A 14,962-nucleotide genomic window follows, 5' to 3' on the forward strand; every position below is an offset into this window, starting at 1 on the left:
TTCAGTTCCCCCTTGGTTCAAGGGGGTTGGGGGATGTAATTCTGAGCGTTAAATCCCCCATGCCCCCTTTGAAAAGGGGGATTCCTCGGCGAAGAACGCCTTAAGTTGACGACATTGGGAGAGGGCGACCAGCGGGTTGCCCCCTACACATAACAATCAATCAATTTTTGCGGGATAATCGGCTGGCGTCATAGGCACATAACTTTGCGTTTCAACATCATACAAATACAACGGATCGCTGATCCGATAGGGATCAATTCCTTCATCACGCAAGCGGGATTTCACAAATTTGAGTGTGCCTGTGGTTTCCATGCGTGACACCAGGCGTACCACCCGGGGACGAGCCGCTTTGGTGAGGTTCTGTTCGACATGCTTAAACAGTGCTTTCCCATCAAAAATTTCATCCGGCTTTATTTCCAGACACACCACACCCACCCGTCCTTCACGTCCGGGCAGAAGCACACCATAGGAAGTCGCGGCGGCCACAAACGGCAATTGACTGATAATTTCGCCAACCATTTCTGTTGAAACATTTTCACCCTTCCAGCGAAAGGTGTCCCCTATCCGATCCACAAACCAGTAATCGCCATCTTCATCCATGCGCATCAAATCCCCGGTAGAAAACCAGGCATCGCCATCTTTGAACAAATCTCGCAGAATTTTGCTGGCAGTGGCCGAGGGATCCATGTAGCCATCAAACTTTCCGGCAGGATGTTTGTCATCAATCCGGGCGACCAGAAGTCCTGTTTCATTGGTTTCACAGGGCATCGCCCGCCCCTTGGAACTGATGATGAGTTGCTGGGTTTCCGGATTGAACCGGATCAACTGGATTCGTCCGGGATCATACATGGGCCGCCCGACACTACCGATTTTTTCGCCACTGAGATTCACCAGGGCTACATTGCCTTCCGTTGAGGCATAGAATTCAAGAATCTTTTCAGGATGGAACCGCTCCATCACATCCTCCCAGACATGCTTCTGCATGCCATTTCCCATGAACAAACGAATGGAATGATTTTTTTCATTCGGAGTTTCCGGCGCATTGATCAGATACCGACACATTTCTCCGACGTAGCCCACCACACTGACACCATAGCGCCGCACATCGCCCCAGAAGGAGGACACCGAAAATCTGGGAGCCAAGGCCAAACGGGAGCCCCCAATAAGCGCCCCACCCACCACGATCATCAGTCCTGAGGAATGATACAGAGGCAGACAGCAATAAACGGTGTCACGGGTGGTAAGCGTTGCGGCTGCGGCAGTTGCCAGGGACGCCATGCACCAGCGCCGGTTGGTAACTTTTACCGCTTTGGGCATTCCGGTGGTTCCTGACGTAAAAATAAGCATGGCCAGATCTTCTGACCTGCCGGCATTGAGAGGAAATGGTGATTCAAACTTATCAAGATCTTGTTCAATATAGGGATCGAACGAAATCAGTCCTTCAGGCAGTTTTGTCTCGTCATCCGCCCCGAGTATCCATATTTTTTCAAGACCCAGATTGTCCGATAAACCATCAAGATGCTCTTTGTCGGCAATCAACATCCTGACTTGTCCGGTCATAAGAGCCTGTTTGAAGGAAAAGCCCCTTGATTCCGCATTCAACAACACAGCCACAGCATTCATACGATTCAGAGCGGCCAGTGTTGTCAGAAAATCCGGATGGTTGTTCATGTAGATTCCCACATACATTCCCGGTTTGACACCGGCGTTGATTAACCCTGAAAGAATCTGGTTGACCCTGTATTCGGCCTGTTTATAGGTGAACGCGTTGCCTTCCCACAGAAAAAAAGTGGCCTCAGGAATGGCCTGTGACTGTTCTGTCAGAGCTGAACTCAAACTGATATTCAAACCGGATTCCTGAAGTTTCCAGATTTGAGCGATTCTGGGAAGTTGCCAGCGAAGGACATCAATCATTTCTGACGTTTCCAGAGAAACATTTCCCAGACGATTCCACACCCCATCAAACATTTCAGTTGCCGCATCATACAAATTACCCATGAAACCTTCACGAGGGGTATGATCCTCTGTTTGCTCATGTTCGATATTTTCAGGATTAAAATTGGGTTCTTTGCCTTTGCCTTCAATCCAGTGAGTCCATTCATACACGGTGGGCCAGGTGATTTTCAGTGCTTTGGAACCGACCACCAACCCGAAATGCCCTGCTTTGAGTTCGATTTCATAAAGACTGGCATTGAGTGCAGCATTCCTGATGGCTCTTACTGACGCCGGACGGCCAAATTCATCACGACTGCCGACAAAATACAGCACGGGACAATAGATATCAGCCAGAGTGACCGAACGTCCATTGATCACAACCCCGCCTGAAATCATCCGGTTGTTCACCACCATTTCATCCACGAATTTGCGCAAGGCAGGTCCCGGCCACGCCACAAAGCCTTCACCACCAAGAAATCTACGCTGACGTTCACGTTTTTCGAGAGCCTCCCTGTCGTGTAGAACTTTGAAAAACCCCATGATCTGTTGAAGTTCCTTGGTACCACTCATCAATTTAAAACCAGTGCTGGACATGGCACCTGTCAGACCATCCATATATTCCAGTGGTTTGGTGAGAACCTTGCTACCCCTTTGAATCACCTGCTGGGCGACACTTTCCTTGATGTTGGGGAGATTCCGGTGCAGATTCACAGGACTGCCGAAGGTGACCAGCGAGAGGATTCCCTCCGATTTTCGATAGGCGGCGCATTGATATGCGAACATGCCGCCCTGAGAATAACCGATGAGATGCACATCTTTTCCAGTTGCGCTGCGAATCCGGTCAATGGAGTCACTGATCGCCAGTATATGATCATCCAGTGTCCGATCCATGCCACCTTCCTGATGTTCCGGCGCGCCGAAGTCTGTGAGCCAGACATCCAGGCCTTGAGCGACCATCCAGGCCACAGCACTGAGTTCAGGTGAAATATCATACACTTCCGATGCAACCATTAAGGGCGGAACCAGTAAAATGACTGGTGCGTTGTCTTTTCTGGGAGTATCGCCTTCGTGGACATACCGTCTGAGTTTGTAAACCTGTGTGTCATGTAAAATTGCGAACGGTGTTTGGTAAGGCGCACTCAGACGACCTTCTTTCAGCAATTCCATCGCATTTTGAGCCCCTTTTTGAAAAACACGGACTTTGCGCTGTAACTGACGAACAGTTTTAAAATTCCTTGCGGTTTCCAGCATATTTCCTCTATGAAAAAGATAAACAAAGCACAGTTATTTCCTGTACTCTTTGTTTATGGCGTACCACGCTGGTTTTTTCAATGTGATTTTTTTCACAGACTTCCATTCTAAGTTTTGTGGGACATTTCAAAAATCTGAATTATTTGTTGTGAAGCTGTATGAATCCGAATGAAGAACCCAATGATGATTTACTGAGCAATGACATCTACATGGATCAGGATCTGCTTGCAGAGATGATCGATGATACTTTTTCCGCGCATGATGTGGAACCGTTTGTGCAGAACAGTCAGAACGAATCCAGAATTCCGCCTGAGATTCTGACTTCTGAAAAAAAAGAAAAAACGCTTCCCGTCCATAAAAAAAAGACTCCACCTGTTTCTCCACGGGCCGTGGCCAAGCCTGTGGAATATAAGGCGAACTCTACACTTTCTGAAAAATTGGCTGTCTTTCTTTCGAATTTTTTTACCGGAAAAACCAGAGATCCGATTACAGTCCAGTCCTGTGAGAAACAGGAACTACTTTATGAAAACTTCAGACTGCTGGAAGCAAACACAACCTATTACATTCTGGGGTATTGCGGGCAACAAAAGCAGCCCTTCATCTGGCATATTCCTTCAAGTCTGGTCCTGTTTCTCTGTTCGCTGAATCAGGATGGTCAGGATGTTATTTCCTGGAGTGTGACAGACAAACCGGAATCCGCGATGTTCATCCGCTTTGGTGGAATAGTAAAACAATGGAGTGAAGCCCTATGTCCGTTGCTAGAACCCGGAACCGGCTATTTGAAAAAGTTTGTTCCAACATTGAAACTCAGCCAGAAGTTGATCACTGAAAAACAGCATTTAATGGTTCTGCAGTGGAATATTTCCAGTCAACAGGAAACCTTGATTTTACGTTGTGCCATCCCCGTTGAGGAGTCCGCATGAGTCACAGAATTATTTATCCCCTCACAGAGCAGACCCGAAAACGGTTGGAAGAAATCATACAGCGTGTCCGCAACCAGCCTCCGGCAACCAACCATGCCGATGATTATGCTGAAACTGTGATTGAAATCTCGGATCAGTCGATTGACTTTATTTTTTTGGAAACCGCGGAATTACTTCAACTTGGGCCATGGGCCACCCGAATTGTTCACCTGGGAACAGCCGCCAGCAAAAGTGGTCTGCACATGATTATTCGCAAAGTTGTTCACGGATTAACTTCGGAACAGTTTGGCCCCCTGACGGAATTTCTGGAAGAGATGCTGATCATCAGAGAAAACAAGGCGTATTTCGGCATTCCGATCTCAGATGATTTCGCCGGTCGTTTGTATCAAAACATAGAACTCACCCGCAAGGCCCCTCCGCCGACCCAACACACACCGTTGTGCATGGAATTGCAGAAAGAACTGCTCGATGTTGTGCTGGATTATGGTTTTCTTGAAGCTGCCAGAAGGGTCGATGCCGGCAAATGGGCGTTTCGCATAATCCATTGGGGAATTGGCCTGGTGGAAAAAGCCGTTCATGGAATGATTCACAAGATCATGCCATCCCTCAACGATCAGGAAATCCTGTTGTTGTCTGACAGACTGGAAATGCTGCTGATGATTCAGAACCACTAAGAGCCCCTGATGATTAAAGACGCTGAAACAAACAAGCTGGACTTCCAGCAGTCCATGAAAGAAATGCTGAGACAGGAAGAAGATGCCGGCGAATTGAAAATATCCAAAGTCGCGGTGATGGTTTGTTTGACAGGCTGGTTGTTCGGTCTGACGGTCCTGCTTGGATTCAATGTCAGGCTGGGTCAGATTTTATGCGCCATTGCCATGGTGTACGCTGTCTATTACGCCTTGATCATCAAGATCATCCAACGTGGAAAATATCATCCCTGGATCAAGTATGTTTCCAGCACTCTGGAAGTCAGTGCGCCAACCCTGATCGCTCTGGTTGATACGCTGCACCAGTCACCGGCTTATGCACTCACCAGTTCTCCGACCTATCTTTATTTTATCGCAGTGAGCGCGACAACCCTCCGCTTTCGCATCAAACTCAGTGTGTATGCCGGAATTTTGGCAGGATTGGAATTGATGTGTCTGTATGTTTTTCTGGCGCCGGGGATTCCAGAGGAACTGGTGGAACAACTGCCCTCTCTGAATGTCGTTATCTATTCGCAACGAGCCATTTATCTGGTACTTGCAGGGATTATGGCAGCCGCGATCTCGGGTACAGCCAGACGACTTTCCGCGTCATTTGCCGAAGAAATGCAACAACGTGAATACCTTCGGCGCATGTTTGGTAAATATGTTTCGCCAGTGGTCGCAGAACATTTATTGAGCCAGACCAGTGTTCTGGAAGGTGAAATGAGAGAGGTCACGATTCTTTGTACAGACATCAGAGGGTTCACCAGTTTTTCATCGCATAAACAACCTGCCGAAATTGTGCGATTTTTGAATGCGTTGTTTGACCGTCAGCAGGAAATTGTGAGCAAATATCATGGGCATGTGAATAAATTTCTGGGAGATGGCATGCTGGCGGTGTTTGGTGCACCGTTTCCGGATGAAAACCATGCGTTGCACGCGGCGCAAGCCGCATTGGAAATCATGGCTCTGCAACATGAAGTCTGGCCCGAATCTCCGGAAAAACTAAGATTGGGTGCCGCCTTGAATACAGGACCCGTGGTCATCGGCAATGTGGGGGCCTCTGAAAAACTTGAGTACACTGTGATTGGCGACACGGTCAACACGGCATTTCGGATCGAGGGATTGAATGGGCGACTGGGAACGTCAGTGTTGATCAGTGAAAGCACCAGACTGAGTCTTGCGGATCAGGCTGTTCTCCAGACATTTCCACCGCAAATGGTTCGTGGCAAGGAAGAACCTGTAGCAATCTTTGAGATGACCAACCTCCTCAGTCCTGAGCAAAAATAGACAGACCTATTCATTCAAAATGGTTTTAATAGCTTGATCAGCAAGTTTATTTTCCATATCGTTTTGCACGTTTAATGCGTAGCGTGGGTCTAGTTTCCCACCGCTTGCGACGTTAAAATGGCTATAGTCATCGTTTGGCCGGTGAGTGGCACAAATCGGGCAGGACGATACCTGGAACGGTAATCCAGGAGCAGGGCTGTTCAGTTCTACGGTAGGACGGGACTACATGCCCGTCAAACATACGATGTTTGGCGTTTGCGGGGCATGTAATCCCCCAGCCTACCATCTGGTTGAAGCTCAAAATAAGAAGAAATGAACAGCCTTGAGTCCAGGGGAAAGCGACAAACCGTGGAATTTCATCGGGACGTAACCCGATGCTACCCTCTCCGAAAGGGTATTTATCCGCGATGATTCTAGCATTTTCTTTACTGGCCACCGTCTGAAACTGGCGAAACGATGACTATGGCCTTCTGAAGTATGCGACAGCAATTGACCGGAACAAGATATTTGCGTTTTTTCCAGGAGCTATGTAATTGGTAGATAAGATGAATTCATGAAAATCAGGTTTGGTCACCTGGTTTTCATCAATTAGTGGTATCTCACTGAAAATATTTTAAGGTCTGGAAACTGGAAAGGAAACCTCGCACGTGGCAGAAGAAGTAAAAAAAGAAAATGAAAAGGCTGCAAAAGAGGCTCCTGCCAAGGAGGGTGCTCAGGCTAAAGGAGGTGCGCCTGCCAAAGGAGGTGCGCCTGCCAAAGGTGGTTCCGCATCGACTGGCAAGGATGGCGGCAAAGATATGGCCATGCTGGAACTTCCTGAAAAATTCAAGGAAGAAGACCGTTTTTTTCTGGGAAATAAATCCATTGAGCAGGAAGAACGCGAAATGGGAATTCTCCATAAAATGATGGATGTGGCCTTGTATGGCAGTTACAAGGTAACACTGGAACATTTCCAGACCATGATCAAACAGAATAAATTCAGTGAAGATGCTCTGGATGAGCATGTCAGGCATTATCTTAAAAAAGGCCCAAGGGAATGTATTGGACATCTCAAAGTCATTATCAAGATGCTGATTGACCAGTCCAGGGAAACAGGTCAAACCATGGGGACCCAGGTCGTTCTATTGTTCAAGGCCATTGATTGTCTGAGAATGATTGTGCAATATTCTGATCAGGGCGTAGACAACATCGCGTCGTTCCTCCTGTTGCAGATCATGGCTAGAATGCCCAAAGCATTTGTAAAACACATGTCGAGGGAAAAAGAAATTTTTAACCAGAATGTTGCCTTGAAACGTTCCATCAAGGAACAGCAACCTACCATTAATGTCAGAAATAAACTGGCTTCACTCTATTTGCAACAGCGATGTTACGCAGACTCGCTCTATCAATATGAAAGTATGCTGGATTATTTTCAGTCTAAAAAACCCATGACTCCTGCGGACCGGGAAAAAGTCTGTGTGCTGCACCTTAATATCGCTGAAATGTACAAAGCTATTTATAACTGGGAAGCGGATTTTAAAAATGGTCAGATATTTCAGAATTTTCTGTTTCGTTATAACCGTGACGCTGAAATTCATATCAAATCAAGAACGCCGATCACACCAATCCGTGGTCCCGTTAATAAAATGACGATCACTCAATCCTACAAAGACATCAAACAACTCACTATCAATCATTATGAAACCGCATTGAAATATTTTCCTGCTGAGAAAAACCGGAAAAAACGTTCAGAGATTCTGGCCGTGGTAGGACGATCCTATGCGGAGATGGGCAAGGTATCTGATGCGGCGTCTCGATTGCAGGATTCGCTGCTGTTGCTGGGAAAAGAAAGAAATTCCCCTGAAATCTTTAAGGAAAAAGAGGATATTCTGAACCTGATGAAACAGTGTGTGGGTAAAATGCCCGGACCTAAAGGTGAAAAATACAAATCATTTGTGGTCCATGAATCGAACAAACTGGAGCAGGATCAACATGAATGGAAGGAAGAAGAAAAACGCAAGGACGAGATCCGCAGGGCCGCTGAAGAGGGCCGAAAAAAAGTCTTATGAGTCGATCCCCACAGTGGCCAACGCCTCTTCAATCACCTGATACACATAATCCAGTTCTGTCGCTGTGATGCAATAAGGCGGCAGGATATAGACCACATTTCCCAGAGGCCGTAGCAGTACCCCTTTTTCCAGAAAAAACGCATAGAGTTGATCCCTGATCGTATTGAGATAAGAGGTTTCAGACTCTGTGGAGATCTCTATCGCCAGGATAACCCCTTGTTGCCGTATGTCCCTGATGCGCGGATGAGGTCCTATTCGTTGGACAAATGCCTGATGCTGGCGGACAATTTCTTGGATTCGTTCCTGACATTCCGGTTTTTCCAGAAGATCCAGACTTGCCAGTCCGGCAGTACAAGCCAGAGGATTTGCTGTGTAAGAATGGCCATGAAACAGTGTTTTGGTTTTATCATCTGAATAAAAAGCATCAAAAATTCTTGAGTTGCAGGTGGTAACGCCCATGGGCATGGTTCCACCCGTGAGTCCCTTGGACAAACACACGATATCCGGTTTATGCCTGAGTGTGTCTGTGGCAAACCAGTGTCCTGTCCTGCCGAAACCCGTCATGACTTCATCCGCAATCGTCAAGACCTCCTCACGCTGGCAAAGCCTGACCATGTCATCCAGCACATCGGCTTGGTACATCCGCATTCCTGCGGAACCCTGGACCAGTGGTTCAAAAATAAAAACCGCGGTGTCCTGAGATTTGATCAATGCGTTCAATTGATCCAACGCTTGTTGCTCCTTACCCGGCAACGGTAGCGGAATAAATTTGACTTCAAACAGAAGTGGATCAAACGGTGCGGTAAAGACATTCCTGCCGCTGACTGACATTGAACCGAAGGTATCTCCGTGATAGGCCTCTTCAAAGGCGATCACTTTTTGTCGGGGCTGTCCCTGGTTCCGCCAATACTGCAAGGCCATTTTGAGTCCGACTTCCACTGCCGTCGAACCATCGTCAGTGAAGAACAGTCGCTGTTGATGCGGTAAATGAGATAACAACCTTTCAGCCAACTCCACTGCCGGAGTGTGAGTGAATCCGGCAAAAATCACATGTTCCAGAATGGTCAGTTGCCGGGAAACTTTTTCCGCAATGTAAGGATTTGCATGGCCATGCAGATTGACCCACCAGGATGAGACCGCATCAATATAGCTTTTTCCATGCACATCAAATAACAGGGTGTTTTCACCTCTGACGATATGGATTGGCGGGGGGGATGTTTTTTGTTGAGTGAAGGGATGCCAAATGAGACGTGTGTCTTTGGCACTAAGATCTTCTGTCATATCACGCACGCAGGACTTCCACCTGAAAAATCAGGGTAGCATTGGGCGGAATCTTGATATTGTCAAAACCCTGTTGACCATAAGCAAGTTCCGGAGGAACGATTAACTGTATTTTGGAGCCTTCTTTCACGCCGGACATGGCTTCTTCCCATCCTGGAATCACCTGATTCTCACCCAGAACAAATTCAAAAGGTTTCCGTTTTTTACGACTGCTGTCAAACATGGTATAGTCTTCAGCCAACCAGCCTTCATAATGCACTTTCACTTTATCCCCTTTTTGTAAGGCCTTCCCCTCTCCGAAATGTTCCACATAGATTTTCAGACCGGAACGGGTTTTCTTGAACGCTGAATCCACTGCTATTCTTGGTTTTTTATTTATCTTTTTTTCAGCATTGGGAGGAGTGTTTGCAGAACCTACTTTCATCGGCAGTGAAATGGTACGGGTTGTGGTTGCGGATAAACGTTCACTTCAATCGGTGTTTTATTGTCTCCCTGGGCGATACTTTTTTTCACGTCAATGGCCAGATGAATGTTATTTCCTTTCAGATTATAGCGTTCAGCATGAACTTCAGCATTGTTTTCGAGTAAAATATTCTGTTGCACTTCATCGAACAATGCAAAATCAGCTTTTGCTACCCGGCCAGGTTGCTCCAGACAAACATTTTGAAGGGCGCGAGCTTCTTTAAGGGTTTCCTCTGCACCAAAGGTAAGATTGATGTTGCCTGCTTTCAAAAACAATTGCTCACTCTCTCGATACAATTCCACATTCCCTTCAAAACGTGAAAGGCCTTCAGCTTTGTTAATGGTGACTTGTTGAGAACGTAACAGCATCACTTTGCCAAGTTCCAGAGAACTCAATGCATAGGGCATGATCGCTTTGCCATATTTGGTGGCGATGTCCTCGCCAAGAAGTTTTCTTAAGGTTTTCATGAATTCTGTTTTATTCTGGTAGGAGTTGTATTTAATGGACTCCAGATAATCCAGTATTTCAGTGGACAACCCATCCTCTTTGAGACGGAGCAGACTGTATTCTGTGATACGGAGATTGGAGTGTACCACCTGTTCCAGAATCCGATTGCCATACAGGAGCGTTTCCTCAGAACCAAGTATATTTTTAAGAAAACGGAGTAAATCTTCTGAATCTGTAAAACGTTGTCCATCCAAACTGCTCAGTGTCTTCAACACAGGATCAGGCAAGGGGGGTTCCGATAGTTTTTCAAACGATTTGCTGGTGAGTGACCAGGCCTCAGGAATCCCGTCATGATCATCATCCACAGTCTCAACATGCCGTTTTAATCGTAATTGAGATTTATTGAAGGCTGTTGATCCCATTCTTTTTTCAACGGCAATCCATAACTCTGATTCAGATTTAAATTTCTGGTTTTTAATAAAATTGAGTGTAGCCAGATTCTCAATCGGAATTCTGGGTTCTCCAAGGATGTCAATGGACTCCCGATTGATCTGAAAAAAGGGCTGATCCAACGCGCGTTCCTGAATGAGTTTTTTTTGTTTCTGGGAGACCAACTTCAGAATTTGTTCTGTTTTCGCATAAAAATCTTCCTGAGTAACAATCGATTGGTTTTTGAAGGCTTCAAGTTTTGCGAGAATTTCAGTTGGAATGCCATTTTCTTCCAACCGAACCAAAGTCTGGTTGGTAAGGAGATAACGAGGTGCTTCTGAATACCGGACAATCTTGGCTTTGTATTGAAAAAACCGATCAAAGCCGATGGTCTCTTCCAGGGTGGAAAAAAAGGAGTCAATTGACTCAAATCGTTGACCCTTCAGGGTTTTAAACCTGGCAAAGACCGCGATTTGAAAATTTAGTTCTTTTTCCAGGATAGCCAGATTTTCGTCATTCAATAAAAATATAACCTGTGGTTTTGCTGTCTTGTTGGAATCCAGTGGCGGAAGAGGAAGTCCTGTCGGGTTGTCCGGAATATCCAAAGCTGAGTTTCCGGTAAAAAACAGCATTTTGATCCTTCCATCCGTGCGAACAGTGGGATCTCCAAAAACAGCGGCCTTCTGTGCTGTCCGTTCCAGTATGGCGGCATTTCCACGGATAAAACCTCTGGGTGTTCTGATTTTCACATTGCCATCCAGCTTTAGAACATCATTTTTCTGATCATACAACATATAATCAGACTCGATGAACTGATCAATTTGCTTGATGCGGACCTTGCCTTCGGCAATCATTTTTTCGTAGGCATCTCCGGTCTGATTTTGCAAAAGCAGTTTTGTTGCCCAGAAATCAATACTTTCCTGCGGCATTTGTCCAACAACGTCACCATAAAAAATGACTTCGCCTTTCCCCAGATCACCGGAAAACTCCTTTGAACGAACCTGAAGTTTGTCTAAACGGGAATATGTCAGAAGCGTTTCAATCTGCTTGCTTGTAGGAGGATCCGGTAATTGTTTCAAGGCGTTCACAAACGTTTGTTTGGAGGAATACAACTGGTTCAGCAAGGGCGAGAGTTTGGAAAGAAAAGCAGGTTTAAAACCATCCTGATTCAATTGAAGAATGGTTTTGGCGGAGATCTTGTAAAATTCTTCCCGAGTCGCAATCGTAGGGGATTGTGCCATAGCTATGGCAGTCAGGAGTTGCACTAACAGCAGGATACTCCCAACCACTCTGAAAAAGTTGAATTGTTTATGATGTTTTGAGTATCCCTCCATCATCAGACATAATTTCATAGACGGGTTCAGGTGTCGGACGTGCGTTCAGATTTGTATTGATTACAAGCCTCAATAAACGACGCAAATAACGGATGAGGTTTGAACGGTTTGGATTTTAGTTCCGGATGAAACTGACAGGCCACAAACCAACGGTGGTCTTTCAATTCAATGGTTTCCACCAGATGACGTTCTGGATGTCGTCCAGAAATTACCATTCCTGCTTGTTCGAGTTTTGGAACAAATTGGTTCATGACTTCATAACGATGCCGATGCCGCTCTGAAATTTCGGTGCTGCCGTAAATGCGCGCAATCAAACTGTCAGCTTTCAGAACCGCGGGGTATCCGCCCAGACGCATACTGCCTCCGGTTTCCTGAAAACCTTCCTGTTCTGGCATCAGATCGACCACATTGTCAGGATTTCCAGGTGTGAATTCGCCTGAATTTGCTTTGGGAATGCCTGCCATATTTCTGGCAAATTCAATGATGGCCATCTGCATTCCGAGGCAAATTCCAAAAAACGGGATATTCCGTGTTCTGGCATAGTGAACCGCCTGAATTTTACCTTCAGCACCACGCTCGCCAAATCCCGGAGCTACCAGAATACCATCCATGGATGCCAGAATTTTATCAGCACCCTGTGTTTCAATATCCTCAGAATTGACATAATGCAAATTGACACTCAAATGATTGGCCAGGCCTCCATGGATCAATGCTTCATTCAGACTTTCATAAGAGTCTTTCTGCTGCACATACTTGCCCACAAACGCAATGTTGACCTCACCCAGGGGATTTTTAAAACGATCCACAATCTCTGCCCATTCCTGCAGTTTGGGACTTCTGGTCCACATACGCAGATTTTCCACGATAATATCATCCAGACGTTCCTGATGAAAAATGAGTGGAACCTCATACACCGATTTCACATCGAGTCCTGTGATGACCGATTGTTCGGGTACGTTGGTGAAGAGTGAAATTTTCTTTTTAACATTTTCAGGCAAAGGCGCTTTAGAACGACAAATCAGGATATTGGGTTGAATCCCGATTTCTCTCAATTTTCCCACACTGTGTTGTGTCGGTTTGGTTTTCATTTCCTCCGAGGCAAAAACAATCAGTGTGAGATGGATAAAAATGGTGTTGTCCATGCCAGTATCATGTCGAAACTGGCGTATGGCCTCCAAAAAAGGCAACGATTCAATATCACCGACGGTACCACCGATTTCCACAATGGAAACATCAACATTCTGGGAAGCCTTGATGATCCTTGTTTTGATTTCATCAATCACATGCGGAACCACCTGAACAGTCCGTCCCAAATATTCACCGGCACGTTCCTTGCGGATGATCGTGTCATAGATTTGTCCCGTCGTGCAATTGTGTCCACGGCCTAAAGTTGTATGGGTGTAACGTTCGTAATGGCCCAGATCCAGATCGGTTTCAGCGCCATCTTCCGTAACAAACACTTCCCCATGTTGAAAGGGACTCATTGTCCCGGCGTCCACATTGATATACGGATCCAGTTTCATCAGACTCACGCTCAATCCACGGCTTTCAAGCAAAGCACCGATGGAAGCCGCCGCTATACCTTTACCCAATCCTGATACAACACCGCCTGTAATAAAAATATATTTGGTTTGCATTGAAATGCCTCAGCTTCGATTAAATCATTGATTGTAAAAGATTTTAATAATGATGTGACACGAGTTGAATGGAAGGTGCGAAAATAATTCACAGACTATCTAAACACAAGACTTTTGACGTTCGATTGAAGTGCGAAGAAATCACCGGTTTGATTAAAAACCGGACAACCTGTTAATTGTTCTCTCATGGAAATACATTCCTGAGTCACTGTCATCCTTTATTCAGAAAGAATCATTTTATCAAACCCTTTGAAAAATAAACCAAACTCTTCCGGCTTATAATCCTGAAGGAGTCCAAAATATTTATCCCATGGTGGAATGGGTAGACGTTCCCGGCTCTGATAATAAAGTGCTGTTCCCGGATGTTTCCAGTTTTCCTGAAAAAAAGGTTTAAGCGGAGATTTTTCCATCAAACCTTCAAACACAATGACCGGAGATTTCGCTCCTTTTGCGTAATTTTCATAGTGTTCAAGAATTTGTGGCCCATGCCCTGCTATCAGCAATTGTTCCAGCGTTCGTGTCGCTTCAAAATCTATTTTAATCCAGTCCGCAAGATCCAGAAGTTTCCAATGCACAGCACTATCCATTTTATTGGAATCATCCAGCACCAGACGTATGCCCAGTTCATTGGATAATGTTCTGATTGTGTTCAGATAATCTTCTGTGATGTATTCATTGATTTCCAGATAAAAACGGTTTTTGTGTTCAGGAAACAGTTTCAGAATCTGTTTGAGTGCCATGGGATAATTCAGATAATTTCCATCCACATTCTGTGTGAACATCAACGATGGAACCTGATCCTGATTGATGGCGATGTATTTTCTCAACAGCCTCAATGTCAGAAATGTGACAATGAGCGAGGCAAACCTGATGACGACTGACGGGATATTCAATTCCTTGCATTGCTCCATGATCCCGCCAAAACTTCTGCCATGCAGGTCAATGGCCAGTAATTCAAAGCCTTTGGTGGCAGGACCTGTTGGGGGTGGTGCCAGCATATCAACCGCTTCTGCCTTGGATGACATCCAGGATACGTAGTTTCTGGCTCGTTCGCTCAAGGCCGACCATTCTTTTGACAGTACTTGTTTTAAAATGCCTCCGACAATTTCAGGAAAACAGGTCAATGGGATCTTGGGTGGCGAAAGGATCACCATGTATTTAATGAGATTATCTGAATCCAGCCATTCCAGAAAGTCTTCAGCTTGTCTTGTTTGGGACACTTTATTATCCATTGT

10 protein-coding genes are annotated in these 14,962 nt (G+C 45.7%); 4 read left to right on the forward strand and 6 right to left on the reverse strand.

Annotation, left to right across the window (positions count from 1 at the left end):
• Positions 1-156 precede the first annotated feature (156 nt).
• A complete protein-coding gene (locus HQM11_17360) occupies positions 157-3,186 on the reverse strand; it encodes a long-chain-acyl-CoA synthetase (GenBank protein ID MBF0352806.1) in 3,030 nt (1,009 codons plus the stop codon).
• Between the two features lie 158 nt (positions 3,187-3,344).
• On the opposite strand from HQM11_17360, the gene HQM11_17365 reads away from it, so the two are divergent.
• From HQM11_17365 to HQM11_17380, 4 genes are all read left to right on the forward strand, one after another.
• Positions 3,345-4,109: a hypothetical protein gene (locus HQM11_17365; GenBank protein MBF0352807.1), complete on the forward strand. Its 765-nt coding sequence runs from the start codon at positions 3,345-3,347 to the stop codon at positions 4,107-4,109.
• On the forward strand, positions 4,106-4,783 hold the full coding sequence (locus tag HQM11_17370) for a hypothetical protein (GenBank protein MBF0352808.1): 678 nt from the start codon (positions 4,106-4,108) through the stop codon (positions 4,781-4,783). The genes HQM11_17365 and HQM11_17370 overlap by 4 nt, the downstream gene beginning before the upstream one ends.
• Positions 4,784-4,792: 9 nt before the next feature.
• Positions 4,793-6,088 carry an adenylate/guanylate cyclase domain-containing protein gene (locus tag HQM11_17375; protein MBF0352809.1) on the forward strand — a complete coding sequence of 432 codons (1,296 nt, stop codon included), beginning with the start codon at positions 4,793-4,795 and terminating at the stop codon, positions 6,086-6,088.
• A gap of 647 nt (positions 6,089-6,735) precedes the next feature.
• Positions 6,736-8,136, forward strand: coding sequence for a hypothetical protein (locus HQM11_17380; protein MBF0352810.1), 1,401 nt, complete (start codon positions 6,736-6,738; stop codon positions 8,134-8,136).
• Here the strand turns inward: HQM11_17380 and bioA are convergent.
• From bioA to HQM11_17405, 5 genes are all read right to left on the reverse strand, one after another.
• Positions 8,131-9,417 (reverse strand): adenosylmethionine--8-amino-7-oxononanoate transaminase, encoded by a 1,287-nt coding sequence (gene bioA, locus HQM11_17385; protein MBF0352811.1) that lies wholly within the window; start codon positions 9,415-9,417, stop codon positions 8,131-8,133. The genes HQM11_17380 and bioA overlap by 6 nt on opposite strands.
• A gap of 1 nt (position 9,418) precedes the next feature.
• Positions 9,419-9,841, reverse strand: a complete 423-nt coding sequence (locus HQM11_17390) for an FKBP-type peptidyl-prolyl cis-trans isomerase (GenBank protein ID MBF0352812.1) — start codon at positions 9,839-9,841, stop codon at positions 9,419-9,421.
• Positions 9,838-12,108 carry a hypothetical protein gene (locus HQM11_17395; protein MBF0352813.1) on the reverse strand — a complete coding sequence of 757 codons (2,271 nt, stop codon included), beginning with the start codon at positions 12,106-12,108 and terminating at the stop codon, positions 9,838-9,840. Before HQM11_17395 ends, HQM11_17390 begins: the two co-directional genes overlap by 4 nt.
• An 8-nt stretch (positions 12,109-12,116) precedes the next feature.
• A complete protein-coding gene (locus tag HQM11_17400) occupies positions 12,117-13,727 on the reverse strand; it encodes a CTP synthase (protein MBF0352814.1) in 1,611 nt (536 codons plus the stop codon).
• Positions 13,728-13,945: 218 nt separating this feature from the next.
• Positions 13,946-14,959 (reverse strand): hypothetical protein, encoded by a 1,014-nt coding sequence (locus tag HQM11_17405; protein ID MBF0352815.1) that lies wholly within the window; start codon positions 14,957-14,959, stop codon positions 13,946-13,948.
• Positions 14,960-14,962 lie beyond the last annotated feature (3 nt).

Source organism: SAR324 cluster bacterium (assembly GCA_015232315.1).
Lineage (GTDB): Bacteria > SAR324 > SAR324 > SAR324 > NAC60-12 > JADFZZ01.

Excerpts from the sequence above, each read along its gene's own strand:
- HQM11_17360 (MBF0352806.1), bottom strand. The coding sequence starts at position 3,186 with ATGCTGGAAACCGCAAGGAATTTTAAAACTGTTCGTCAGTTACAGCGC.
- HQM11_17365 (MBF0352807.1), top strand. The coding sequence starts at position 3,345 with ATGAATCCGAATGAAGAACCCAATGATGATTTACTGAGCAATGACATC.
- HQM11_17370 (MBF0352808.1), top strand. The coding sequence starts at position 4,106 with ATGAGTCACAGAATTATTTATCCCCTCACAGAGCAGACCCGAAAACGG.
- HQM11_17375 (MBF0352809.1), top strand. The coding sequence starts at position 4,793 with ATGATTAAAGACGCTGAAACAAACAAGCTGGACTTCCAGCAGTCCATG.
- bioA (MBF0352811.1), bottom strand. The coding sequence starts at position 9,417 with ATGACAGAAGATCTTAGTGCCAAAGACACACGTCTCATTTGGCATCCC.
- HQM11_17390 (MBF0352812.1), bottom strand. The coding sequence starts at position 9,841 with ATGAAAGTAGGTTCTGCAAACACTCCTCCCAATGCTGAAAAAAAGATA.
- HQM11_17395 (MBF0352813.1), bottom strand. The coding sequence starts at position 12,108 with ATGAAATTATGTCTGATGATGGAGGGATACTCAAAACATCATAAACAA.
- HQM11_17400 (MBF0352814.1), bottom strand. The coding sequence starts at position 13,727 with ATGCAAACCAAATATATTTTTATTACAGGCGGTGTTGTATCAGGATTG.
- HQM11_17405 (MBF0352815.1), bottom strand. The coding sequence starts at position 14,959 with ATGGATAATAAAGTGTCCCAAACAAGACAAGCTGAAGACTTTCTGGAA.